This window comes from Micromonospora sp. NPDC047670 (genome assembly GCF_043204915.1).
Taxonomy (GTDB): Bacteria; Actinomycetota; Actinomycetes; order Mycobacteriales; family Micromonosporaceae; genus Micromonospora.
The window spans coordinates 109,450-133,008 of record NZ_JBIDDA010000010.1 but is presented as its reverse complement, the minus strand read 5'-3'; the positions used below and the strand labels follow the sequence as shown (position 1 = coordinate 133,008).

The 23,559-nt window shown below is 74.5% G+C and carries 23 protein-coding genes; 2 read left to right on the top strand and 21 right to left on the bottom strand.

The genetic code is table 11. The annotated features are described in order from the left end of the window. Positions 1-110: 110 nt before the first annotated feature. Positions 111-599 carry a transcriptional regulator gene (locus ACGF7U_RS23265; protein ID WP_013285505.1) on the top strand — a complete coding sequence of 163 codons (489 nt, stop codon included), beginning with the start codon at positions 111-113 and terminating at the stop codon, positions 597-599. Positions 600-690: 91 nt separating this feature from the next. Here the strand turns inward: ACGF7U_RS23265 and nusB are convergent, their stop codons facing one another. From nusB to ACGF7U_RS23240, 5 genes are all read right to left on the bottom strand, one after another. Beyond that, complete coding sequence (nusB, locus tag ACGF7U_RS23260) at positions 691-1,101, bottom strand: transcription antitermination factor NusB (protein WP_172896683.1); 411 nt, start codon at positions 1,099-1,101, stop codon at positions 691-693. 23 nt (positions 1,102-1,124) lie between these two features. Then, positions 1,125-1,682 carry an elongation factor P gene (efp, locus tag ACGF7U_RS23255; RefSeq protein ID WP_091095583.1) on the bottom strand — a complete coding sequence of 186 codons (558 nt, stop codon included), beginning with the start codon at positions 1,680-1,682 and terminating at the stop codon, positions 1,125-1,127. A gap of 203 nt (positions 1,683-1,885) precedes the next feature. Further along, positions 1,886-2,317 (bottom strand): type II 3-dehydroquinate dehydratase, encoded by a 432-nt coding sequence (gene aroQ / locus ACGF7U_RS23250; RefSeq protein WP_393109863.1) that lies wholly within the window; start codon positions 2,315-2,317, stop codon positions 1,886-1,888. Further along, the gene (gene aroB, locus ACGF7U_RS23245; protein WP_393109861.1) at positions 2,314-3,390 is read right to left on the bottom strand and encodes a 3-dehydroquinate synthase; all 1,077 of its coding nucleotides are present in this window, start codon (positions 3,388-3,390) and stop codon (positions 2,314-2,316) included. Before aroB ends, aroQ begins: the two co-directional genes overlap by 4 nt. 99 nt (positions 3,391-3,489) lie before the next feature. Further along, positions 3,490-4,455, bottom strand: coding sequence for a helix-turn-helix transcriptional regulator (locus ACGF7U_RS23240; protein WP_393109859.1), 966 nt, complete (start codon positions 4,453-4,455; stop codon positions 3,490-3,492). An 81-nt stretch (positions 4,456-4,536) separates the two neighbouring features. On the opposite strand from ACGF7U_RS23240, the gene ACGF7U_RS23235 reads away from it, so the two are divergent. Then, a complete protein-coding gene (locus ACGF7U_RS23235; RefSeq protein ID WP_393109857.1) occupies positions 4,537-5,265 on the top strand; it encodes an alpha/beta fold hydrolase in 729 nt (242 codons plus the stop codon). Between the two features lie 124 nt (positions 5,266-5,389). On the opposite strand, the gene ACGF7U_RS23230 is transcribed toward ACGF7U_RS23235, so the two are convergent. The 16 genes from ACGF7U_RS23230 to ruvX form a co-directional block, all read right to left on the bottom strand. Beyond that, positions 5,390-5,893, bottom strand: coding sequence for a shikimate kinase (locus tag ACGF7U_RS23230; RefSeq protein ID WP_393109855.1), 504 nt, complete (start codon positions 5,891-5,893; stop codon positions 5,390-5,392). A gap of 46 nt (positions 5,894-5,939) precedes the next feature. Then, positions 5,940-7,118, bottom strand: coding sequence for a chorismate synthase (aroC, locus tag ACGF7U_RS23225; protein ID WP_393109853.1), 1,179 nt, complete (start codon positions 7,116-7,118; stop codon positions 5,940-5,942). A 184-nt stretch (positions 7,119-7,302) separates the two neighbouring features. Continuing rightward, complete coding sequence (locus ACGF7U_RS23220) at positions 7,303-8,223, bottom strand: glycosyltransferase family 2 protein (RefSeq protein ID WP_393109851.1); 921 nt, start codon at positions 8,221-8,223, stop codon at positions 7,303-7,305. Next, the gene (locus ACGF7U_RS23215; RefSeq protein ID WP_393109983.1) at positions 8,220-8,834 is read right to left on the bottom strand and encodes a glycosyltransferase; all 615 of its coding nucleotides are present in this window, start codon (positions 8,832-8,834) and stop codon (positions 8,220-8,222) included. The genes ACGF7U_RS23220 and ACGF7U_RS23215 overlap by 4 nt, the downstream gene beginning before the upstream one ends. A 74-nt stretch (positions 8,835-8,908) precedes the next feature. Continuing rightward, positions 8,909-9,391 (bottom strand): UDP-N-acetylglucosamine--LPS N-acetylglucosamine transferase, encoded by a 483-nt coding sequence (locus ACGF7U_RS23210; RefSeq protein WP_393109849.1) that lies wholly within the window; start codon positions 9,389-9,391, stop codon positions 8,909-8,911. A gap of 224 nt (positions 9,392-9,615) precedes the next feature. Then, on the bottom strand, positions 9,616-10,878 hold the full coding sequence (locus ACGF7U_RS23205; protein WP_393109847.1) for a hypothetical protein: 1,263 nt from the start codon (positions 10,876-10,878) through the stop codon (positions 9,616-9,618). Continuing rightward, complete coding sequence (locus ACGF7U_RS23200; RefSeq protein WP_393109845.1) at positions 10,875-11,777, bottom strand: sulfotransferase domain-containing protein; 903 nt, start codon at positions 11,775-11,777, stop codon at positions 10,875-10,877. The genes ACGF7U_RS23205 and ACGF7U_RS23200 overlap by 4 nt, the downstream gene beginning before the upstream one ends. A gap of 7 nt (positions 11,778-11,784) precedes the next feature. After that, complete coding sequence (locus ACGF7U_RS23195) at positions 11,785-13,395, bottom strand: lipopolysaccharide biosynthesis protein (RefSeq protein ID WP_393109843.1); 1,611 nt, start codon at positions 13,393-13,395, stop codon at positions 11,785-11,787. Continuing rightward, positions 13,392-14,744, bottom strand: coding sequence for an O-antigen ligase family protein (locus ACGF7U_RS23190; RefSeq protein ID WP_393109841.1), 1,353 nt, complete (start codon positions 14,742-14,744; stop codon positions 13,392-13,394). Before ACGF7U_RS23190 ends, ACGF7U_RS23195 begins: the two co-directional genes overlap by 4 nt. A gap of 3 nt (positions 14,745-14,747) precedes the next feature. After that, on the bottom strand, positions 14,748-16,361 hold the full coding sequence (locus ACGF7U_RS23185; protein ID WP_393109839.1) for a lipopolysaccharide biosynthesis protein: 1,614 nt from the start codon (positions 16,359-16,361) through the stop codon (positions 14,748-14,750). After that, the gene (locus ACGF7U_RS23180) at positions 16,354-16,896 is read right to left on the bottom strand and encodes an acyltransferase (protein WP_393109981.1); all 543 of its coding nucleotides are present in this window, start codon (positions 16,894-16,896) and stop codon (positions 16,354-16,356) included. The genes ACGF7U_RS23185 and ACGF7U_RS23180 overlap by 8 nt, the downstream gene beginning before the upstream one ends. Before the next feature lie 102 nt (positions 16,897-16,998). Next, complete coding sequence (locus ACGF7U_RS23175; RefSeq protein ID WP_393109979.1) at positions 16,999-18,930, bottom strand: hypothetical protein; 1,932 nt, start codon at positions 18,928-18,930, stop codon at positions 16,999-17,001. Positions 18,931-19,151: 221 nt separating this feature from the next. After that, positions 19,152-20,852, bottom strand: coding sequence for a glycosyl hydrolase (locus ACGF7U_RS23170; protein ID WP_393109837.1), 1,701 nt, complete (start codon positions 20,850-20,852; stop codon positions 19,152-19,154). A gap of 153 nt (positions 20,853-21,005) precedes the next feature. Then, a complete protein-coding gene (locus ACGF7U_RS23165) occupies positions 21,006-21,830 on the bottom strand; it encodes a shikimate dehydrogenase (RefSeq protein ID WP_393109835.1) in 825 nt (274 codons plus the stop codon). After that, complete coding sequence (mltG, locus tag ACGF7U_RS23160; RefSeq protein WP_393109833.1) at positions 21,830-23,029, bottom strand: endolytic transglycosylase MltG; 1,200 nt, start codon at positions 23,027-23,029, stop codon at positions 21,830-21,832. Before mltG ends, ACGF7U_RS23165 begins: the two co-directional genes overlap by 1 nt. Then, the gene (gene ruvX / locus ACGF7U_RS23155) at positions 23,026-23,487 is read right to left on the bottom strand and encodes a Holliday junction resolvase RuvX (RefSeq protein WP_393109831.1); all 462 of its coding nucleotides are present in this window, start codon (positions 23,485-23,487) and stop codon (positions 23,026-23,028) included. The genes mltG and ruvX overlap by 4 nt, the downstream gene beginning before the upstream one ends. Positions 23,488-23,559 lie beyond the last annotated feature (72 nt).

Here is a 23,559-nt window from a genome sequence, read left to right as displayed (position 1 = left end):
CGGTCCCCAACGGTAAGGTCACGACCACTTGACCACGTGTCGCAATCCCCGTACCGTCACGCTCCGTAGCGATCGCTGGGAGAACCCCGAGCAGCACTGGGAGTGTCCGAATGCCCTCTGAATACGCCAAGTCTCTGGGCGCCCGTCTGCGCTCCATCCGCCAGCAGCAGGGCCTGTCCCTGCAGGGCGTGGAGGAGAAGTCGAACGGGCGGTGGAAGGCGGTGGTGGTCGGTTCGTACGAGCGCGGCGACCGCGCCGTCACCGTGTCGCGCCTGGCCGAGCTGGCCGACTTCTACCGCGTTCCCGTCTCGGAGCTGCTGCCCGACGGCAGCGGGGTGCGCCACGAGCCCACCAGCAAGATCGTCCTGGACCTGGAGCGCCTGTACGACGAGGCCTCGGAGGACCTGGCCTACGTCGCCCGCTACGCCCGGGCGATCCAGCAGCAGCGCGGCGACTACAACGGGCGCGTGCTCTCCATCCGCGCCGACGACCTGCGCGCGCTCGCCATCGTCTACGACGCCTCGCCGTCCGGCCTGATCGAGCGGCTCACCGAGCACGGTGTGCTGGTCGCCGACCCGCGGGCGTTCTTCGCCTCCTGACCCCCGACCACGAGAAGGGCCCGTGCCGTCCGGCACGGGCCCTTCTTGTCGTTCCTGTCACACGCTCAGCCGCCGGTGACCCGCGCCACCGTCAGCGGGTGGCGTACTCGGCGATGCGGCCGAGGATGCCGTTGAGGAAGCGCGGCGAGTCGTCGGTCGACATCTGCCGGGCCAGCTCGACGGCCTCGCTGATCGCCACCGCGTCGTCGATCTCGTCGACGTAGAGCAGCTCGTAGACCGCGATGCGGGCCAGGTTGCGGTCGACCGCGGGCATCCGGTCGAGCGTCCAGCCCTCGGCGTAGCTCGCGATCACCTCGTCGATCCGGTCGAGATGGGCCGCCACCCCCTCGACCAGGCTCACCGCGTATCCCAGGTGCTCGGGCCGGGGCTTCTCGATCCGCTCGATGTAGCCGGCGAGCACCTCGACCGGCGGGCGGTCCCGCAGGTCGGCCTCGAAGAGCACGTCCAGCGCCCGCTTGCGCGCCTTGCGGCGCGCCGGCATCTGCTGCTTGGGACCCTCGGCCATCAGGCGCGGCCGAGGTAACGGCCGTCGCGGGTGTCGACCTTGATCTTCTCGCCGGTGGTGATGAAGAGCGGGACCTGCACGGTCGCGCCGGTCTCGACGGTGGCCGGCTTGTTGCCGCCGGTCGACCGGTCGCCCTGCAGGCCGGGCTCGGTGTAGGTGACCTCCAGCACGACGCTGGTCGGCAGCTCGATGTAGAGCGGAACGCCCTCGTGGGTGGCCACGGTCGCCTCGGCCTCGGGCAGCAGGTAGTTCGCCGCCTCACCGACGGTGCCGCCGGGGACGGTGATCTGGTCGAACGTCTCCAGATCCATGAAGACGTAGTCCTCGCCGTCGGCGTAGAGGTACTGCATCGTGCGCTTGTCGACGGTCGCGGTCTCGACCTTGGTGCCCGCGTTGAAGGTCTTGTCGACCACCTTGCCGGACAGCACGTTCTTCAGCGTGGTACGCACGAACGCACCACCCTTACCGGGCTTGACGTGCTGGAACTCGACGACGGCCCAGAGCTCTCCGTCGAGGTTGAGTACCAGGCCGTTCTTCAGGTCGTTGGTGGTGGCCATTTCCTGCCTTGATCATCAAGTGGCGGACAGACCTGGCAAGTCTACTAGTTGTGCGGAGCGCCGCTGCCCGCCGCTGCCCCCGCCACCGCCGCCCGCCGTTTCCCACCCGCGCCGAGGCGCCCGGCACGCCCGTCACTCTGCGCACCCGCCGGTTCGAGCGTCGGTGGTCGGGGAGAGGCGGGAGGGCGGGACGCCCGGAGCCGTCAGCCGCTTCGGGCGGCCAGGTGGTGCAGGGCCAGGCGGTAGCCGTCGACACCGAGCCCGCAGATCACGCCGGTCGCCACGGCGGAGACCACCGAGTGGTGCCGGAACTCCTCCCGGGCGTGGATGTTGGAGATGTGCACCTCGACGAGCGGCCCGCGCAGCATCGCGCAGGCGTCCCGGACCGCGTACGAGTAGTGCGACCAGGCGGCGGGGTTGAGCACCACGGCGGCGCCCTCGTCGGCGGCGGCGTGCAGCCAGGCCAACAGCTCGTGCTCGGCGTCGGTCTGCCGGACCGTCACGTCCAGGCCGAGCTGCCGCCCGGTCGTTTCGCAGAGCGCGACCAGGTCCGCGTAGCTGGTCGCCCCGTAGACGTCCGGCTGCCGGGTGCCCAGCCGGCCGAGGTTCGGGCCGTTCAGCACGTGGACCCTCATGCCGCCACCTCGCGGTAGGCCGCCTCCAGCAGCGCGTCCTCCGGGCCCTCCAGGATCGCCGGGCGGGCCAGCCCGTCCAGCACCACGAAGCGCAGCCGGCTGCCCCGGGCCTTCTTGTCCACCCGCATGGTGGCCAGCAGCTGCGGCCAGGCGTCGGCCGGATAGCTGGTGGGCAGGCCCAGCGCCGCCAGCACCGTGCGGTGCCGCTCGGCCGTGGCGGCGTCCAGCCGGCCGGCGAGCCGGGCCAGCTCACCCGCGTAGACCATGCCGACGGCCACCGCGTGCCCGTGCCGCCAGCGGTAGCCCTCCACCTTCTCGATGGCGTGGGCGAGGGTGTGGCCGTAGTTGAGCACCTCGCGCACGCCGGACTCGCGCAGGTCGCCGGAGACCACGTCCGCCTTGACCCGGATCGCCCGCTCGATCAGCTCCCGGGTCACCGCGCCGGTCGGGTCGGTGGCCGCCGCCGGGTCCCGCTCCACCAGGTCGAGGATCGCCGGGTCGGCGATGAACCCGCACTTGACCACCTCGGCCAGGCCGGCGGCGAGGTCGGCCGGGGGCAGGCTGTCCAGGGTCGCCAGGTCGGCGAGGACCCCGACCGGCGGGTGGAACGCGCCCACCAGGTTCTTGCCGGCCGCGGTGTTGATCCCGGTCTTGCCGCCCACCGCGGCGTCGACCATGCCCAGCAGGGAGGTCGCCACCGGCACCCACCGCACGCCGCGCAGCCAGGAGGCCGCCACGAAGCCGGCCAGGTCGGTGACCGCGCCGCCACCGACCCCGACCACCGCGTCGGTACGGGTGAAGCCGGCCTCACCCAGCCGGTCCCAGCAGGCCGCGGCGACGTCGATGTGCTTGCCCGCCTCCGCGTCCGGCACCTCGATCGGCAACGGGGCGGCGCCGGCCGCCCGCAGCCGATCGCCGGTCGCGTCGGCCAGCCCCTTGAGCGGGGGTGTGTGCAGCACCGCCACCCGGGTCGCGTCCGGCAACAGCTCGGGCAGCGCGTCGAGCAGGTCGCGTCCCACCAGCACGTCGTACGGGCGCTCGCCGCCGACCGGGATCCGGGTCACCTCGTCCATCGCCGGCAGCCTAGTCCAGCCACCCGGTCCCTGACCGGGACTGTCCACGTGGTGGCCACCCGTCGCGCGTGGCCGGGCGGTCGCACCGGCGGCGTCGGGTCACCCGGGCGTCCGCCCGGCCCAGCCGGCCAGCCGACGGGCGTGCTCCGCCACCGCGGCGCGCAGCGCGTCCGGGCTGAGCACCGTGAACGGCCAGCCCAGCCCGGCGAGGAGCTGGGCCATGCCGTCCAGGTTCTCCGCGCGGGCGCGCAACAGCACCCCGCCGGAGCTTTCGGTCAGCCCGGCCACGCTCGGCGGGACCCGGCGTCGGGCGCTGGCCAGGTCGGTCTCCAGCAGCACCTCGACGTCGTGGGCGTACGGCACGCCGGCCAGCGAGCGGGTCACCTGGGCCACCGGGTCGAACCCGTCGGGCACGGCGAAGGTCTCCTCCCCCGTCTCGACCCCGCCGATCCGGTCCAGCCGGAACGTGCGTACCTCCCCGCGCAGGTGGTCGTGCCCGGTGACGTACCACCGGCCGGCGTGGAACACCAGCCCGTACGGGTCGAGCTGCCGCCGGGTGGCCGCGCCGGACCACGACTTGTAGTCGAGCCGGACCCGGCGCCGGTGCCGTGCGGCCGCCCCGAGCGTGAGCAGCGTCCCGGACGCCGGGCGGGCCTCGGCCGCCGAGCGGCGCAGCGTGAAGCCGAGGTGCTCCTGCACGGCGGCGAGCCGGTCGCCCAGCGCGGGCGGGAGCACCCGGCGGATCTTGGCCAGCGCGGTGGCGGTCGCCGGCTCCTCGGTGCCCAGCCCGAGCCGCTCGGCCGCGACCAGCCCGAGCAGCACGGCCACCGCCTCGTCGTCGGTGAGCATCAACGGCGGCAGCTTGTAGCCGGGGCGCAGCCGGTAGCCGCCGTGGCGGCCCCGCTCGGCGGCTACGGGGATGCCCAGGTCGGCCAGGGTCGCGGCGTAGCGGCGCACGGTGCGCTCGTCGACCCCCAGGCGCCGGGCCAGTTCCGCCCCGGTCAGCCGGTGGTGGCCCTGGAGCAGTTCGAGCATCCCGAGCACCCGGGCGGCGGGATGTGACACGGGCCACTCCTGAATACCGGGCGGAAAGCGTCCGGATTTCATCGTACGGTATCCCCGGAAGACGACAGAGGGAGATCGAAAATGGCGACGTTCGTGCTGGTTCCCGGGTTCTGGCTGGGTGGTTGGGCGTGGCGGGAGGTGACCGCGGCACTGCGCGAGCAGGGCCACGAGGTCTACCCGGTGACGCTGACCGGGGTGGCCGAGCGCGCCCACCTGGCCGGCCCGGAGGTGGGCCTGGAGACGCACACCACCGACATCGTCCGGCTGATCGAGGTGGAGGACCTGACCGACGTGGTGCTGGTGGGGCACTCCGGGGGGGGCCTGCCGGTGACCCAGGCAGCGGACCGCGTCCCGGACCGGATCGCCCGGGTGGTCTACGTGGAGAGCGGGCCGATGCCGGACGGGATGTCGCAGTTCGACAGCAACCCGCCGGAGGAGCAGGAGCGGCTGCGCGCCCAGATCGGCGACGGGCACCTGCTGCCCCCGCCCGCCTGGGACCCGGCCGAGGACCCGGAGAACCTGGCCGGCCTGGATGCCGCCGCGCTCGCGCTGCTGCGGCGGCGCGCCACGCCCCACCCGCTGCGCGCCGCCACCGACCCGGTGCGCCGCACCGGCGGTCGCGCGGTGCCGACCGCGCTGGTGGCCAGCACCTTCCCCCTCGAGGTGGTGGAGGGCATGATCGCGCAGGGACACCCGTTCTTCGCCGGGCTCGCCGGCGGCCAGTTGCACGCGCTGCCCACCGGGCACTGGCCGATGCTCAGCGAGCCGAAGGGCCTGGCCGACGTCCTCGACCGCATCGCGGGCAGCTGACCGGCGCGGTCGGCCAGCCGCTCGGGGCGGCGCACGAGCTGACCGGCGACGCCGCTGCCCGCCCGGCGGGCAGCGGCGCGGTCTGCCGCGCGGCCCGCGCGGCGACGTCGGAACCGGCCCGCGCTCAGCGCTTCAGCAGCGCGGCGACCTCGGCGGCGATCTCCTCCGGGGCCCGTCCGTCGGTGAGCACCGTCGCGGTGGCCACCTCGGCGTAGAGCGGGCGGCGCTGGTCCAGCAGGTGCTTCAGGGTGGCCCGTGGGTTGATCGCCAGCAGCGGCCGGCCCGCGCCCAGCCCGACCCGCTTCACGGCGTCCGGCAGTTCCACGGACAGGTGCACCACGGGATGTCCGACCAGAGCGGCGCGGTTCTCCTCGGCGAGGACCGCGCCGCCGCCGAGGGCGAGCACCCCCTCACAGGAGGCCAGCCCCGCCGCCACCGCGGCCCGTTCGAGGGTACGGAAGTGCGCCTCGCCCTCGTCGATGAAGATCTCCGGGATCGGCTTGCCGGCCAGCCGTGCGATGTCCACGTCGGTGTCGCGGAACTCCACCCCGAGCAGCCCCGCGAGCGTCTGCCCGACCGTGGTCTTGCCGGAGCCCGGCGCCCCGACCAGTACGCAGACCGGCGCCATCAGCGGCACCGCCCGCCGCCCGCGCGACCGGCCGACCGGCCGGCGCTCACCGGATCACCAGCGCGTCGAGGTAGCCGGCCAGGTTGCGGCGGATCTCGGCGACCGAGTCGCCGCCGAACTTCTCGGTGGCCGCCTCCGCCAGCACCAGCGCGACCATGGCCTCGGCGACGACCGCCGCGGCGGGCACCGCGCAGACGTCGGAGCGCTGGTTGATCGCGGTGGCCGGCTCGCCGGTGGTCACGTCCACCGTCGCGAGGGCCCGGTTCAGCGACGAGATCGGCTTCATCGCGGCCTTCACCCGCAGCGGCTCGCCGGTGGTGATGCCGCCCTCCAGCCCGCCGGCCCGGTCGGTGACCCGGCGCACGCCGGTGGCGGTGGGCATGATCTCGTCGTGCGCCTCGGAGCCCCGCGAGCGCGCCTGCTGCCAGCCGTCCCCGATCTCGACGCCTTTGATCGCCTGGATCGACATCAGCGCGGTGGCGAGCCGGGCGTCGAGCTTGCGGTCCCACTGCACGTGGCTGCCCAGGCCCGGCGGCACCCCGTACGCCAGCACCTCGACCACGCCGCCCAGGGTGTCGGCGGCCTTCTTCGCGGCGTCGACCTCGGCGACCATCCGGGCGCTGGCCTCGGGGTCGAGGCAGCGCAGCGGGTCGGCGTCGATGCGGGCGGCGTCGGCGGGCGTCGGGCGCAGCCCGGGCTTGACGGCCACCGGGCCCAGCTCGACCACGTGGGAGACGATCTCGATGCCCAGCGCCTGCCGGACGAGCGCCTTGGCGACCGTGCCAACGGCGACGCGGGCGGCGGTTTCGCGGGCGCTGGCCCGCTCCAGGATCGGCCGGGCGTCGGTGTGGCCGTACTTCTGCATGCCGGCCAGGTCGGCGTGGCCCGGCCGGGGCCGGGTGAGCGGCGCGTTGCGGGCCTGCCCGGCCAGTTCGTCGGGGTCGACCGGGTCGGCGGCCATCACGGTGCGCCACTTCGGCCACTCGGAGTTGCCGACCCGGATCGCGACCGGGCTGCCGAGGGTCACCCCGTGCCGGAGCCCGCCGATGATCTCGACCTCGTCCTGCTCGAACGCCATCCGGGCGCCCCGGCCGTAGCCGAGCCGGCGACGGGCCAGCTCGGCCGCGATCTCCCCGGTGGTCACCTCGACGCCGGCGGGCACGCCCTCCAGCATCGCGACGAGGGCGGGACCGTGCGATTCCCCTGCAGTCAACCAGCGCAACACAGCGGTCAGTCTGTCACGCCCGGTGGCCGCCGCCGTGCGGTGCCCGCCGCGTCCCGCCCTGCGGACGCCGCCGTCCGCCGACCGGCCGGCACGCCGGACCCGGCAAGGCGCGCCGGGGCTGGACCCTGCCGTTCGTGTCGTCGCACGGCACCTCGTTCGCGGCGGCACGCCGGACCCGGCACGCTCAGATGCCCCGGCCGCGCCTGTGCAGGGTGCGCAGCACCGCGTCGGCGCGGACCACCCGCCCGGCCACCGCGAGGGCGAGGTAGGCCCTCGGCTCGCGCGGGTTGCGCCGGATGGTGTGCCGCGCCCAGCGCATCGCGCCCCGCCGGTCGCCGGAGGCGGCCCGGGCGAAGGCGATCTGCCCGGTGACCCGGGCCTCGCCGGCCGGCTGGGTGCCGAACTCGGGGTAGCGCTCCAGCAGCCACTGCAGCGCCTCGGAGATGGTGTCCCAGCGCTGCGCGAAGTAGGACCGCTTGTGCCAGCGCACCAGCACGTACGGGGTGCGCAGGTTGACCAGCGGCGCGCTGCGGGCGGCCCGGAGCAGGAACTCGTAGTCCTCCGCGTAGCTGCCGGGGATCTCCTCGTCGACCAGCCCGAACCCGTCGCGCAGCGCGGCGGCGCGGATCAGGAACGTCGATGGGTGCAGCTCGGTCATCCGGTCGCGCAGCAGGTCGGCCAGGGTGACCGAGTCCTTCGGCAGCACCCGGTCGACGGTGTGCCCGTCGTAGCTCACCCGGATGCCGCAGCAGACGAACTCCGCGTCGGGCGCGGCGGCGATCGCCTCGACCTGGGCGCGCAGCTTGCCGGGCAGCCACTCGTCGTCGTCGTCGCAGAACGCGACCAGCTCTCCGGTGGCCGCCAGGATGCCCGAGTTGCGGGCCCCGGCCAGGCCGGGGGTGCGGGTGTTGCGGATGACCCGCACCGGCCGGTCCGGGCGGGACAGCTCGGCCAGCGAGTCGTCCGGCTCGGACCGGTCGTGGACGACCACCACCTCGACCGGGCCGGGGTGCTCCTGGTCGAGGACGGCCCGCACGGCGGCCCGGAGCAGCTCCGGACGGTCCCGGGTCGGCACCACCACGCTGACGCTCGGGTGCTCGCTCATCGCCGCTCTCCGTTCCGGCCCGACCGCGCCCACGGCCGCCACCTCGTCCGCTGCCGCCGCCCGGTCGACGCGGCCACCAGTTCCTCCACGATCCGTCCCACCTGCTCCACCGCGACCCGGCGCGCGTCGGAGGCCCGCTGGTCGGCCGCGACGGCGAACCGGGACGGGTCGGCCAGCCCCGCGTCGAGCGCCGCGAACAGCTCCTCCCGGGTCTCGGCCAGCGCCACCATGCCCGCCGCGCCCAGCCGGCGGGCGAAGAGCTGCTGGTGGTCGTCGACGTGCTCGCCCCGGGCCGGGTCGCGGGGCACCACGATCGGCAGGCGACCGTGCCGGCGGGCCTCCAGGATGGTGGCCGGCCCCCCGTGGCAGACCACCAGGTCGGCCTCGGCCATCGCGGCCTGGAGCTGGTCGTGGCCGAGGAACGCCACCGCCCCGGGCACGCCGGGCGCCGGGGTGTGCCCGTGCTGGAGGGTCAGGCCGACCTCGTCGGCGACGCCGGAATGCCACTCCCCCAGCCAGCCGATCAGCCGGCCGAACGGGTGCTTGTCGGTGCCGACGGCGACCAGCAGGCGGGCCCGGTCGGCCTCGCCGGGGTCGCGGGGCCGGGGCACCCGGTTGGCCGGCGACGGCCGGGGACGGCCGGGAACGACCGGGTGCGCGGGGGCGGTTCCGGTGCTCTCGGCGGTCACAGCAGGGTCCCCACGACGGTGGCCTCCGGGTACTGGCGGCGCTGTTCCTCCCACTGCACGAGCATCGCGGACAGGAACGGGCGGCAGAGTCGGGCGGTCAGGGTCGGGGTGTCGATGCGGTCGTACACCTCGATGTAGACGGTGGGGATGCGCCGCAGCCGGGCCAGCACCACGAACGGCACGGCGACCCCCGCGCCGGTGGTCACCACCGCGGCGACCCGCCGCGACCGCAGCACCCGCCAGGCGAGGACGGCGTTGCGCAGCAGGTTCGGCACGTTGCGGGTGGTCGGGTGGTGCGCCGGGACCAGGTCCTCGCCGGCGAGCAGCGACACCGCCTCGGGCGTGTCGAAGGTGACCCAGCAGCGGCGCCAGCGTTCGTACCACGGCCGCAGGGCGAGCAGTTGGGCCAGGTGGCCGCCGCTGGACCCCACCAGGAGCAGGACTCCGGGATCGCCCGCGTCCTCGGTTGTCGTTTCCACGCGACTCCCCACAAGTGCGCTTGGGTCTTCGGTCGGCGCCACCCGACAGCAGATCACAGGTCCGGCGGGCGTCGATATAGGACGACCGGGCCGAGAGCCGACCTCCGCGGGTGGCGGAACGGGTGCGCCGCGCCGCCGTCGGCCATCGACGGTCGCCACGACCAGGAGTTTCGCGTCACCGTCCGCAACGGACGGTGGGGCTCGATCACGCCGGATCGGGTGGATCAGCCGCTATGTCGTTTCTCGACGACGTCCAACAGGGCGGGATGCAGCGCGGCGTTCCAGCCCGCGCCGGCCGCGGCGAGCCGCCACGTGCGCAGCCACATCTCCAGCAGGTAGCCGTCGGCCACCAGCCGCCGCGCCGCCGGATCGAGCCCCAGCCCGGCGCCGTGCCGGCCGAGGTGGGCGTCGACGGCCCGGGCCGCCGCGGCGGCCGGCTCGCCCCGCAGCACCAGGGCGCGCTGGAACGCGTCGTGCGCCAGGTCGAAGCCGAGCGGCACGTCCGGCCCGCTGTGCTCCCAGTCCCAGGCGACCAGCCGACCGGCGTGCACGCCGAGGTTCCACGGCACCCAGTCGCCGTGCCAGTGCCCGAACTCGACGGTCGTGTCGCCGTGGCGGCGGGCCAGCGTGGCCACGGCGGAGACGGCCCGGGCCCCGTCGGGCGTGGCGGCGGCGGCCCGCTCGGCCTCGGCGGAGAGCCGGGCCAGGAAGGCCGAACCGGCCAGCGGTCGCGGCGGCGCCGACGCGCGGCCCCGGCGGGCCACCGCGAGCAGCGCCGCCAGTCGCGGCGGGTCGTCGGCGGGCACTCCCCGCACGGCCGGCGGCAGCGGCTCGACCAGGGCGATCACCTGCCCGGCGGCGGTCACCTCGGCCAGCAGCCGGGGCGCCGCCGGGTGGTCGGGGGTGTCGATGACCCCGGGCAGGTCGCGCAGGGCCGCCGCCTCGGTGCTCACCAGGGCTCGGGTGGCGTCGTTCCAGCCGATCTTGGCGTAGCCGAGGGGCCGGCCGGCCGGGTCGAACAGTTGCAGGGTGGGCTTGTGGTTCGGGTCCGGCGGGCGGACCCCGCAGGCCGCGTACACCGACGGTCCGCCAAGCGCGCCGGCCAGCCGCCGCGCCAGCAGCACCTCGTCGGCGGCGAGCCCGTCGGGCAGCGACACGGTGAGCCGCGGGAACGGGACCAGGTCGACGGCGCCGAGCCGGGCGAGCGCGCCGAGCCCGGCCCGCACCGCCCGGACCCTGGGCGGGCGCAGCGCGTTGTACGCCAGCAGCGAGGCGGCCGTGGCCCGGGGCGCGCCGAGCGGCAGCAGGAACCGGGCCCGGGCGACCGACGGGACGACCGCGTAGCGGGCGACGGCGCGGTGGCCGGGCGGCGGGGGGCCGCCCACGGTGAGGGCGATGCGCTCGTCGCCGAACACCGCCCGGGTGACCCAGCCCAGCCCGTCCGCACGCGACCGGGGATCGGCCGGCGCGGCGACCCGCGCCGTCACGCGGCCCGGTCCGGCCAGTCGAGGTCCAGCCCCAGCCGCTGCCGCAACGCGTCGTTGTACGGGCGGTAGTACTCGGTCAGCTCGGCGCGCACGGCCGGCTCCAGCGGCGCCGAGCGGCGGTCGTTGTAGACCCTGAAGTCGGGCAGGTCGTGCGGGGGCAGACCGAGGAAGTCCAGCGTCCGACGGTAGGTGGACCGGGCGTCGCGGTAGAGGTCCTCGCTGGGCAGGAAGAGGATCTGCTCCCGGTCGAACCGCGCCAGCCACGGCTCCAGGTGCTCCAGGTAGCGGCCCCGGGCGCGGTAGGTGTACCAGTCGTAGGGCTCGCTGAAGTACTCCGGCTCCGCGACCAGCCGTTCCCGCTCCCCGGCCGTGCGCTCCTCCTCGGCGGCGAGCGCGGCGGCGAAGTCGAGCGGCTCGATGCCGTGCGTGCGCCGCTCCTTCCAGTGCGAGTACGCCCGCTCCACCGGGTCGCGCAGCAGCACGATCAGCCGCACCGACGGCATGAGCGCGGCGACCCGCTGCGCGGCGAGGGGGTGGAACATGTACAGCGGCGCCGCCTCGCCGGCCCGGACCGGCCCGCCGTGCCGCCGCTGGAGCGCCTCGCGCTGCCGCTGGGTCGGGAAGTGCGACCGGTACCAGGCCTCGCCGCGCCGCCAGTGCTCCTCGAAGTAGTGCGCGGACTTGGTGTTCCACGCCGGGAAGAGCCGGGGCACCAGCGGGTGCTGGATGAGGTAGTTCCACAGCGACGTCGTGCCGCCCCGCTTGGTGCCGATGATGAGGAAGTCCGGCAGGGGCCGCCGGTCGCTGGTGCGCACCCCGTAGTCGACGAGGGACTCCTTCACCCGGTTCGTCACCTGGGTCGGGACGAGCTGCTTCACCCGGTCACGGATGGACGGCACGACGGCCTCACCTGCCCTTCGACTCGGCCGGGGCGGGCCCGGCGGCGGCCGGGGCCACCTCCCGCCGCCCACGGATCTGCACCATGGTCACCCGGATGCCGTGCCGCACCCGGGGCAACGTCAACAAGCCGACGCAGCCGGCGGTCAGCACGCCCACCGCCACCACCAGCCCGCCGATCCCCCGCCCGCCGGCCAGCACCCCGACCGCCGCCGCGACCCCGACCCCGATGACGGTGGCCGCCCCGGCCCGCAGCATCGTCGCGTCGACCAGCGGCTGGCCGACCACGACGCGGGCGCAGCCGGCCGCGGCGAGGTTCTCGGTGGCGATGCCGAACGCCCACGCCAGGGCCGCCCCGGTCGCGCCGTGTTGCGGGATCAGCCACAGGCCGAGGGAGACGGTGACCAGCAGCCCGGCCAGCGTGGCGGCCAGGTGCAGGCCGCTGCGGCCACCCATGAGCAGCAGGCTCTGCACGTTGCCGACCCCGGTGTTGACCAGCATGGCCAGCGCGAGCACGGTCATCGCGGTGGCGCCGGCGGTGAACTCCGGCCCGAAGAGCTGGAGGAAGGCCGGGCCGAAGACGGCGAGCAGCAGGTAGACCGGCCAGGACAGCACCAGCCCCCAGGTGGTCAGCTGCCGGTGCACGGCGGCCGCCGCACCCCGTTCGCCCCGCCCGAGCAGCCGCGACAGCTGCGGCGACACCGCCACCCGCAGCCCCTGCATGGCCAGTTGGCCGGCGAGGACGTAGCGGCCGACGGCGCCGAAGACGCCCGCGTCGGCCGGCCCGGCCAGCACCGAGGTGAGCAGCACGCCCACCCACATGTTGCCGGCGTCGATCGCCGCGGAGGCGGCCCGGGGCAGGGCGAAGCGCCAGAAGGCCGACCAGTCGGCCCGTTCCGGCCGCAGCGCCGCGCCCCGGCCGACGCCGAGCGGGCCCACGACCAGCGTCAGGCAGGCGAGCAGGGCGAGCGCCGCCGGGACCAGCCAGCCGGTCATGCCGGCGAGCAGACCCCCGCCGGCGAGCACGGCGGCGCCGACCAGCGCCGGCCGCGCCACCGGCAGCAGGAGGAACTGCACCCCGACGTACGCCCGGATGGGTCGTACGCAGCGCAGCGCCGCGAGCAGCAGCGTCATCGCCACCACCACCGGCACCGCGGCGAAGCTGGCCGTCAGCAGGGCCGCGCCGCCGGCGCCGGAGTCGTCGAGCAGGCGCGGGGCGAGCGCGTCCGCGGCGAGCACCCCGGCCACGGCGACGACGACCGCGGCCAGCAGCGGCGGCAGCAGGGCCACCGGCAGCACCCGGGCGGCGTCGCCCCCGGCTCCGCGGCGGCGGCGGGGCAGCGCCCACATCAGACCGGTCTCGGCGCCGAGGGTGCAGACCGCGGTGGCGACGGTGACCACCCCGACCGCGGCGAAGAAAGCGCCGGAGCCGACCGTGCCGTAGCCGCGGGTGATGACGACCGCGAGCAGGAACCCGAAGAGGCCGCTGGTGGCCGCGCCGATCAGTCCGGCGACCCCGCTGCGGGCGCTGCGCCGGGTCTCGGCCGCGCCGTCGACCGGTCCGTCGCCGTCCCCGGCCGGGTCGGCGACGCCGGTCGGGGGGCGGGTGGCGGCGGTCACGCCGGCGCCGCTTCCGGGACGACCGGGCGGGGGCGGCGGAAGCGGACCGCCGCCTCCCGTTCGGTGAGCGCCATCGCGAAGGCGACCGCGAAGAAGGCGACCGCGAGGTTCTGGTTCGCCATGCCGTAGAAGGGGATCTGCACCAGGCAGACCACCGGCACCACCGACAGCCACTGCCCGGCGGCCGAGGTGGCCCGGGCGCAGATCAGCGCGGCGGCGACGAACCAGGCGAGGAAGCACAGCAGGGCGGGGACGCCGTGGCTGAACAGCACCATCCACAGCTGCCCCTGGGTGCCGATGGGTGCCTGGGCCGTGACCGTGTCCACGTTGACGGGCGCGCCGTAGCCGAGCCAGGGCGACTCCTTCACCCGGCGGATCACCTCGACGTAGAGGGAGAGCCGGTCGGTGTTCGTGTCGCTGGCCTCGACGCGGTTGCCGATCAGCTCGGCGATCGGGATGAACAGGGTGGCGATTCCGCCGATGACCACCACGCCGACGATCGACGCGGCCACCCGGACGTTGCCGCGCAGGGCGGCCCGGACGCCGAGCACCGCGAGCCCGGCGCCGATGCTGAGGAACATCGCCCGGTTCAGCGTGAGGAAGGCCGGGACCAGCGACAGCGGCAGCGACGCCAGCAGCGCCCAGCGCAGCGCGCCGCGCCGGCGCAGCATGGTGAAGGCCACCACGCAGGGCAGGGTCATCGCGTACGCGCTGCCGTAGTTGTTCGTGTACGCGAACGGCGCGGCCGGCCGGTAGATCGGGTTGAGCGACCGCTCGCTGTACTCGGCGGTGCTCAGGTGGACCATGTCGTGGATGAACGGGGTGCGGGCCACCCCGCCCGGGAGCAGCACCTCCACCGGGGTGGTCAGCGCGAACCGGGGCGCCAGGACGCCCAGCCAGCCCAGCGCGACCAGCGCGAACCAGAACGCGCAGAGCGGCACGAGGACCACGACCAGATCGGCGCGTTCGCGGGCGACCGCGTAGACGTAGACGCCGACCACGAGCGCGGTGACGTAGAAGGCGAGCCGCAGGGCGAAGGTCAGCACCGAGGCCGGCGACTGGAGTTGGGTGGCGCTGACCACCACGACGGCCAGGAACAGCAGCCAGATCCCGGCGGCCGGGGGCAGCGGCACCCGCCCCCGGATGACCAGCAGCGCGAACAGCAGCGCGCCGAGCAACGGCCAGCCGAGGTAGAACGCCCCGGTCAGCCACCACACGGGCACCAGGCCGAACATCGCGGCCAGCGGCCAGAGCGGCAGCCGGGGCGGTGTCGGCGGCCGTGGCAGCGGGGCGGCGGTGTTCGGGCGCCCGGCGGGCTCACTCGTGGCCGGCGCGCGCGTGACCGGCACCGCTCAGCCCCGGCCGCTGCGGGTCAGCACGAAGCCGAGCGGGTTGACCCCGGCGGCGCGCAGCCGCTCCACGAGCCGGCGCAGGTCGTTCTGCCGGGTGCGGTCGCGCTCGACCACCACGACGGCGGTGCCCTGCCGGGCGACGGCGACGCCGCGCTCGTCGGACTCGGCCGGCGGGGCGTTGAACAGCACGAGGCTGTGGTCCGCGCCCTGCCGCCAGGTGCCGAAGCGGACGCTGCCCACGCCCACCTTCACCGGGTCCGCGCCCGTCACCCGGCCCTTGTCGCCGGTCGCCACGTTGGAGACCCGGGGCAGGGTGAGTGTGGCGTCCGGGTCGGTGGACGGGCGCGCGCCGGGCGGGTGCGGCGACGGTCGGCGGGCCGCCGGCTGCGGCGGGCCGCCGACGGCCTCGTCCGCCGAGCCGGCCGGGCGGGGCTTCGGGACGGCCGGGCGGGACGGGTCGGCCGCGGCCGGCAGCCGCTCCCGGTCGGCGAGCACCGTGGCCCGCAGCCGCTCGGCGCGGCCGCTGTCGTCGGCGACGAAGACCTCCCGGCCGACGGCCGCCAGGGCGACGGCCAGCCCGGCGGTGATGGCCGTCGGGTCCTCCTCGCGGGCGGTCAGCAGCGACACCCGGGCGGGTTGGCGCACCCGCTCGGCGATGGCCATCGCGACGTACCGGATGTCGGCGTCGACGGCCTCCTTGCGGCCGCGCCACCCGCGGCTGCGGACCGTGCCGAGCAGCGGCAGGCCGGTGGCGTCGCGGCCGTCGTCGACCGACCGGATCCGCCGGTCGACGGACTCCCAGGCGTACGCCAGCACCACGCCGAGCAGCGCCCCGCCGAGCAGGCCGGCGAGCAGGTAGAGCGGGCCGTTGCCGGCGGAGGAGGCCAGGGCCCGCTCGGCGGTCTGGGTGACCCAGCCGGGGTTGACGTCCACCGCGGCGATCTCGGTGCGCGCGGCGTTGAGCTGGGTGAGTTGGTTGTTGATGCCGGCGAGCTCGGTCACCGCGGCGTCGACGGCGCCCTCCCGGGCGTTGTTGACGCGCTTCTGCAGGGCGGCCTGCTGCGCGGCGACCTTGCTGATGCTCTCGTCGTACGAGCGCAGCATCTCCTCCCGCTGCTTCTCGTACATCGCCCGGCGCACGTCCAGGTAGGCCCGGGCGGCCAGGTTGACGCCCTCGACCGCCTGCTCGGCGGTGGGCGCCTGGTAGACGAAGCGCAGGATCTGCCCGCCGGTGGGCACCTCCACCTCCAGGGCGTCGCGCACCTCGCGCGGATCCAGCCCGCCCGCCTGTGCCAGCCGCTGCACCACCTCGGTGCCGGTGGCGATGCCGCTCTCCACGTTCATGTTCACGGCCCGGTCGGCGTTGGCCCCGCTGGGCGTGAACGCGTCGGTGACCACGGGGCGCACCGCCACGACGGCGCTGGCGGTCACCGCGGCGGGAACGAGGAACACGTAGCCGAGGGCGGCGAGCAGGCCGACGGCGGCGACGGCCGCCACCAGCCGGATGCGGTGCAGGGGGACGCGGAGCAGGTCGGTCAGCGTGACGGTGCGGCCCGCCCCGCCACCGTTGGCGGGAACGTCGGTGGACCAGGAGTGCGGAGGAGCGTCAGTCATGGAACTTCTTCACCGTCTGTTGTGGATTTCCGGCGACCACGACCCGTGGCGGCACATCCGTGCGGACCACCGTGGCGGCGCCCACGACACTGTCGCGGCCGATCCGCACGCCCTTCATCACCAGGGCGTGCGCGCCGATCCACACGTTGTCCTCGATCGTGATCGGGGCGCGGGTGGCGGGGACGGGCGGGTCGTGGCGCTGCTCGGGTGGCAGGTTGTGGAAGTCGTTGTCCAGCAGCTCGCAGTCCGAGAGCAGGCACCGGTCGCCGATCGTGACCGACGTCCAGGTGCCGATCCAGGTGGCGTTCAGCAGGCAGTCGGTGCCGACCCGCACCTCGCCGGGACCGGCGAAGCGGACCAGCTTGTTGAGCCGGGTGCGGTCGCCGATGCTCACCCGTACGCCTCGGCGCAGCCGGATCCGGCCGCGGATCTCCACGCCCCGACCCAGCGTCAGCCCGGGGTAGCGCAGCCGGTACCAGCCGCGCTTGACCGCGAAGACGGCCCGCACCACGAGGCCCCGGCGGATCCCACCCACGCCGACCAACGACCCCTCCCTACGTCGGCGGGCCGGCGACGGCTGATCCGTCGCCGGCCCAACGTGAACAATCTACCGATATCCGTTACGAACGGTTGACCGTCACTGCACGGAGAAGAACGTCGACGGGGTGGACCAGCTCACACCGGCCGCCGCCGGGGCGACGACCGTCGCCGCCGCCCCGTCGACCGCCGGGGCGGCCGTCGGGTCGAACGGGACGCTGCGCAGCGCCCCGTCGGTGGCGCCGTAGACGATCTTCCCGGCGACCCAGGCCATGCCGCGCACGGTCGACCAGGCGACCCCGGTGGTGGGCAGGGTGAACTCGGTGGCGCCGAGGTAGTTGCCGTCGATCTCGAAGTAGCGGTAGTAGAGGCCGCTGGCGCCCGTCCGGGTGTAGTAGAGGCGGCCGTCGAGGTAGAACGCGCCGGTCATCGCGGCCGGGTTGAACCAGTCGTTGTAGCCGGACGCCTCCCACGGCGCGCCGATCGCGCCGCCGTTGAACATCGAGATGTCGATCCGGCTGCCGGTGGGGGTGCCGGCGACCGTGTGCGACCAGTAGATCCGGTCGGCCACCCGCCAGGTCGCGCCGGCCGCGGTGTAGTTGGGCTGGCTGACGGTGGTGGGGGCGCCGGTGCCGGTGCCGTCGAACGGAACCTTGGCCAGCTGGCCGGGGCCGGTGCCGACGTAGAGGTTGCCGGCGGTCGCGGTCGGCGCGTTCTTCGGGGTGATGGTGCGCCCGCCGGTCAGCGGGAACATCCCGAGCCGGCCGTGGTACTCGTTGCCCATCCCGTCGGAGTTGTGGCCGAAGTAGAGGCCGTCGCTGCCGCGCCAGAGCACCGGCACCGACGAGCCCCAGTTGCTGGTGCCGGCCGGCATGGACGCGCTGCCGCTGCGGCGCGGGTTCCAGTTGACCGGCATGCCGGTGGCCGGCGTGACCGCGGCGATGCCCAGCCGGTCGATCGCGCCGGCGCCGGCCTGGTCGCTGGCGTTCGGGTTGTTCAGCCAGCGGAAGTGCCCGCCGAGGTAGATGACGTTGTCGGCGACCTCGACGGAGGTGATGGTGTCGTTGCCGGTGTAGTCGACCCAGGTGCCGAGCTGCCCGGCGCCCCGGGCCGCGGTCTCGAACCGCACCAGCGCGTCGCAGTACGCGGCCGGCCAGCCGGCGCCGCCGTTGGTGCCGACGACGAACCAGCTGCCGTCGCCGCCGAACTTGACGTCCTGCACGTAGTGCACGAAGGTCGCCGGCGCCGCGCACGGCGGGACGAACTTCTCGGTGCTCCAGTCCAGCACGGTCGGCGTGCCCGACAGGTCGACCAGCGCCATCTGGTTGCGCGGCAGGTCGTTGACGTACAGGAAGTTGCCGCCGACGGCCAGGGTGCCGCCGTCCGGCGAGACGTCGATGGTCCACACGTACGAGGTGGTGCTGTGGCGTCCGACGGTGGCGTTGACGTTGAAGGTCGGGTCGATCGCGCCCGTGGTGGCGTTGAGCCGGCCCAGGCCGGCGTGCGCCGCGCCGTTGAGCCAGTTGAACGCGCCGGCCACGTAGAGCCAGTTGCCGTGCAGCGCCACGTCCCGGACGGTGCCGCCGTCGGAGCGGCCGACCCAGCTGTCGACGATCGCGCCGGTGGTCGGGTTCAGCGCCACCAGGTTCTTGCGGGAGACGCCGTTGACGGTCTTGAAGGCGCCGCCCACGATCAGCGTGCCGCCCGGCCCGGCGACGAGGGTGTTGACGGCCCCGTCGAGCACCGGCAGGAAGGTGGTGGAGATCGTCCCGGTGGCCCGGTCGTACGCGAAGAGGTAGCGCTGGGTGGTCCACGCCGCGCTGGCGGTCTGCCGGATCTGGGTGAAGCTGCCGCCGACGTACACCGTGGAACCGACCTGCGCGAAGGCGCGCGTCTCGCCGTCCCTGGCGTGGGGTGTGGCGTCGGCCGGGTTCGCCGAGACCAGGGTCGCCGGTTCGGGAGCCGGCACCACGGCGGCGGAGGTCCCGGTGGGGACGGCCAGCACGGCGGCGAGGGTCACCAGCGTGACCACCGCCGCCCGGGCGCGGAATCCGGCGAATCGCCGAGAGAGCGGGATTTCGGGCACGCTACGCCTCCAACGTGGAAGAGAACCCGCGTAGCGTGCCCTGCCGACCCCGGATGGCGATATCCGCCGATTGGGCGGTCACCGCATCGGCATGACGACAGCGCGCGTGACGAGTCGGATGTCCGACTCATCGCGACAGCACTGAGTCATCACCCGGTCACATCAGGTCAGCGACTCCCCCCGGTGGGCTGTCGCAGGTAGCTGTCGCGCCCGGCGCGGGCGAACCCGGCCACGGCCGACGCGTCGTGGTTCATCGTCATGTCGCAGGTGCTCGACTTGCGGGTCATCCCGGCCGAGTTGAAGTAGATCGCGGCCTTGATCTTCGGGTGCGCCTTCAGGGCCGCCGGGAACTCCTCGAACCACCGCCGCTTGGCGTCCGGATCGGCCGCGTCGAAGTTGGTGCCGAACTCGGCGAGCATCCGCGGCTTGCCGACGCCGAGACGGTGCTCGTCCAGCCACCGGTAGAAGCCGCCGATGGTGGTGGCCGGGCTCTTCCACACCCTGCTGCCGTTGCAGACGTGGAAGTTGTACGGGTCGTAGCCCACCCAGTCGACGTACCGGTCACCCGGGTAGAGGGCGGCGTACCGGTCGTAGTGGCCGGACCAGCCCATCATCGTCCACACCCAGACGGCGTTGTGGGCGCCCGCCGCGGCGAACCGGTCGTGCACGTGCCGCCAGGCGCGGACGAAGTCGGCGTCACTGCCCTTCGCCGGCTCGTCCTCCGGCTCGTGGTCGAAGCCCATGAAGACCGGCACGCCGGTGTCCCGGATCCGGCCGGCGACCGCGTCGATGGTGGCGTCGTACCGGCCGCTGTAGACGTCCTGCCAGGTGAGCACGGTGCCGGAGGAGAAGATCCGCGACTCCCAGGCGAAGAACATCAGCCGGCCCTCGCGCATCTGCTGCCGCTGGTAGGAGTCCGGGAACGCGCCGTTGCTGCCGGCGTTGGAGAAGTCGTGGTAGCGGTGCACGACGTCGAACTTCCGCCCGACCTGCGCCTCCACCTCGGCGACCGCGGCGCCGTGGTTCCACCCGTCGTCGGCCCCGGCCGGGGAGTACATCCCCCACCAGGCGCCGCAGGAGGGCACGAGCCTGCTCGACACCTCGCCGCACCGCCCCGTGCCGCCCGTCGTGCTCGCGGACGGGCTCGGCGTCGGCCGGGTCGGGCTGGCGCTGGGGGTCGGCCGCGGCGCGGGCGTCGGCGCCACCGTCCGGCTCGGCGAGGGCGCGGCGCTGGTCACCGCCGGCGTGGGCGGGGTGCCGACGTCGTAGCGGATCTCCAGGCGCGGACGCAGGTCGGGGTTGCGGTGCTCCGTCGACGCCCAGTAGATCCGCGTCTCCGGGCCGGCCTGCGCCAGCGAGACCGTCCAGGTGCCGTTCCCCCTGACCAGTGCCGACACGTCCCACTCGTTGAACCCCGCCGTCACCCCGGAGACGGTGTCCAGGGTCGCGCCCGCCGCTGTCGGCGCCGGGCGCGCCGCGCCGGCGTCGACCGTGGACGCGTGCGCGGTCACCGTGGCGGGGAACCCCTGCCAGGCGTGCACCCGCAGCGTGGCCCGGACGTTGACGGCGGAGGCCGGCAGCGTGGTCACGGCGAACCGGACGACCGCCTCCCGGGCGCCGCGCGGGTTGCCGTCGCAGCGGGCCGGGCAGGTGGCGAGCGTGGTCTTGGCACCGTTGTCGCCGTCCTGCGGCACCGTCGTCGCCGTGGTGTCCGCCACCGCCCCGATCGACAGGTCGTCGGCGGCCAGCAGCGGCATCGTGGTGGCCACGATGCCGGCGACGACGGTGGTGCCGACCACGCCGAGCACCACGGCCTTGCGCCGTGGGCCCCGGCGCCGGGTGAGGCGGTGCAGTCCGTGCCTGCTCAAGGAACACTCCCTGTGTCTGGGACGGTGACGGTCAGCAGCGTATCCACGACCGTGACGCGACGTGCGCAGGACAGCCGGACGTAAGCGCGTCTTAACCGTCGCCTAAGGATGCCCCGGACGACCACAGGGGACACTCCCGTCCCGCGAGGACGGTCAGCCGGCGCGCGCGGCGGCCAACGCGGCGGCCATCGCGGCCCGGGGCGCGGCGACGCCCGTGAAGTGCTCGAACTGGCCCACCGCCTGGGCCAGGAGCAGGTCGAGTCCGGAGACGATCCGGCAGCCGGCGGCCCGGGCCGAGGCGGCCAGCGGCGTCGGCCACGGGTCGTAGAGCGCGTCGAAGAGCACCGTCTCGGCCCGCCAGGCGACCGCGCCGGCGAGCGGGTCGGCGACACCCTTCGGCACGGTGGAGACCACCACGTCGGCGCGGCACCGGTCGGCCGCGTCGGCCCAGGGCGCGCCGGCCAGCTGCACGCCGACCGCGCGCGCCACCGGGCGCAACTCCTCGACCGCCTCCGGGCGGCGGGCCACCACGCTCACGGCGTGGGCGGCGAGCCGCCCGGCCGCCGCCACCGCCGCCCGGGCGGTGCCGCCCGCGCCGAGCACCGTCACGGTCGCGCCGGGGCGCACCCCGGCGTCCGTGAGCACCTCGACCATGCCGACGACGTCGGTGTTGTCGGCGTACCAGGAGCCGTCCGGTCGGCGTACCAGCGTGTTGGCGGCGCCGACGGCGGCGGCGACCGGCGAGACCTCGGCGGCCACCGCGAGCGCCGCCTCCTTGCCCGGCATCGTCACCGACAGCCCGGCCCACTCCGGGCCCAGGCCGGCGACCACGTCCGGCAGTTCCGCCGCCGCGCACTCGATCCGGGTGTACGACCACCCGGTCAGCCCCGCCGCCGCGTAGCCGGCGTGGTGGATCACCGGGGAGAGGGAGTGCGCGATCGGCTTGCCGAGCACCCCCGCCCGCCGTGTCGCCGCCATCAGATGATCCCGGCCTCCTTGGCCTTGGCCATGTTCTTCTCGTGCTCCGCGAAGGTCTCGGCGAAGGCCGAGTGCCCCGCCTTGTCGATCGCCACGAAGAAGAGCCACTTGCCGGGCGGCGGATCCATCGCGCCCTCCATGGCCTGCTTGCCCGGGTTGTTGATCGGCGTGGGCACGAGGCCGCGCAGCTTGCGGTTGTACGGGTTCTTCGGGTCGTCGAGTTCGGCAGTGGTCATGTCGCCGGAGCGCTTGGTCGGCTTACCGATCGACTCCAGGTAGTAGTTGACTGTCACGTCCATCTCGAGGCAGTTACACGGGAACTCGCCGAACACCCGGTTGTAGGCGACCCGGGCCACCTTGCCCAGGTCGTCCTTGTTGCCCGCCTCCGCCTGCGCCAGCGAGGCGACGATCAGCGCCTCGTAGGGGCTGATGCCGCCGCGCTCCTTCTGCACCCGGTCGGCGAACTTCATCTCGCCGGTCACGCTGAGGAAGTTCTCCACCATCAGCTTGAGGATGGTCTCGGCGGTCGCCTTCGGCGGGATCTCGTAGGTGTCCGGGTAGAGGAAGCCCTCGATCGACGGCTTGACCTTCTTGCCGTCGGTGCGCTTGAACCACCAGTCCGGCACGCCGAGCGCGATCGGGTCCTTCGCCGCCGCCTCGAACTCCTTGACCGGGATCTTGGTCTCCGCGGAGAGCAGCTTGTAGACGTTCTTCGCCGTCCGGCCCTCCGGGATGGTCACCCCATTGACGATCTTGTTCTTCAGGTCGAGCATCGCGGCGACCGCGCTCTCGCCGCTCATCTGCTTGCGCAGCTTGTAGGTGCCCGGCTGGATGTTCTTGCTGCGCGAGTTCGCCTCGGCGGCCTCGACGAACGCCTTGGCGCTCTTGACCACCCCGGCGGCGACGAGCGCGTCGGCCATGTCGGCGATCAGCGCACCCTGCTTGATCTCGACCGTCACCTCGCCGGTGCCGCTGCCGTCGTAGTCGGGGGTGACGAAGTAGTTCTGGACCCGGTCGAAGCCGTAGAAGGCCCCGCCCCCGATCCCGCCCAGCAGGACCAGGGCGAGCAGCAGGGCCAGGACGGTCCTGCCCCGGCCGCCGCCGGAGCCACCGTTGCGCTTACGCATCGCGCTGCGCCGGTGCTTTCCCTTCTCCCCCCGCTCCTGCTCGTCGAACCCGAGGTCCAGATCGTCGATCATCGCGTCCGCCTCCGCTGCGCGTCCAGCCAGCTCTGCAGAATCTCCACCGCGGCAGCCTGGTCGACCACCGCCCGTTGCCGTTTCCCCCGGACACCACGCTCGGCAAGCCTACGAGACGCCACGACCGTGGACATCCTCTCGTCGGTGAGCGCCACCGGAACGGGCGCTATTACATCGGCCAGTCGGTCAGCGTACGCCTTCACGTGGACGGCCGCCGGACCGTGCTTGCCGGCGAGATTGACCGGGAGGCCGACGACGACCTCGACCGCCTCGTGCTCGGCCACCAGCGCGGCGAGCTCGGCGATGTCGCTCGGCACCGCGTCCGGGCCGGCGGTGAGGTCGCGGGCGAGGGTGACCAGCGGGGTGGCCAGCACGCCGTGCGGGTCGGAGCGGGACACCCCGACCCGGACCTGCCCGACGTCCACCCCGAGCCGGACACCGCGGGACAACTCGCTCACCGTCGGTTACTCCCCCCGAAACGGCGAACCAGGGCGGACCACCCGGGTCCGCCCTGGTCGCTGCGGTCTCGC

Bases quoted from the DNA above. Each gene is read 5' to 3' on its own strand.
- ACGF7U_RS23265 (WP_013285505.1), top strand. From the start codon at position 111: ATGCCCTCTGAATACGCCAAGTCTCTGGGCGCCCGTCTGCGCTCCATC.
- nusB (WP_172896683.1), bottom strand. From the start codon at position 1,101: ATGCCGGCGCGCCGCAAGGCGCGCAAGCGGGCGCTGGACGTGCTCTTC.
- efp (WP_091095583.1), bottom strand. From the start codon at position 1,682: ATGGCCACCACCAACGACCTGAAGAACGGCCTGGTACTCAACCTCGAC.
- aroQ (WP_393109863.1), bottom strand. From the start codon at position 2,317: ATGAGGGTCCACGTGCTGAACGGCCCGAACCTCGGCCGGCTGGGCACC.
- aroB (WP_393109861.1), bottom strand. From the start codon at position 3,390: ATGGACGAGGTGACCCGGATCCCGGTCGGCGGCGAGCGCCCGTACGAC.
- ACGF7U_RS23235 (WP_393109857.1), top strand. From the start codon at position 4,537: ATGGCGACGTTCGTGCTGGTTCCCGGGTTCTGGCTGGGTGGTTGGGCG.
- ACGF7U_RS23230 (WP_393109855.1), bottom strand. From the start codon at position 5,893: ATGGCGCCGGTCTGCGTACTGGTCGGGGCGCCGGGCTCCGGCAAGACC.
- ACGF7U_RS23220 (WP_393109851.1), bottom strand. From the start codon at position 8,223: ATGAGCGAGCACCCGAGCGTCAGCGTGGTGGTGCCGACCCGGGACCGT.
- ACGF7U_RS23185 (WP_393109839.1), bottom strand. From the start codon at position 16,361: ATGACTGACGCTCCTCCGCACTCCTGGTCCACCGACGTTCCCGCCAAC.
- ACGF7U_RS23165 (WP_393109835.1), bottom strand. From the start codon at position 21,830: ATGGCGGCGACACGGCGGGCGGGGGTGCTCGGCAAGCCGATCGCGCAC.
- mltG (WP_393109833.1), bottom strand. From the start codon at position 23,029: ATGATCGACGATCTGGACCTCGGGTTCGACGAGCAGGAGCGGGGGGAG.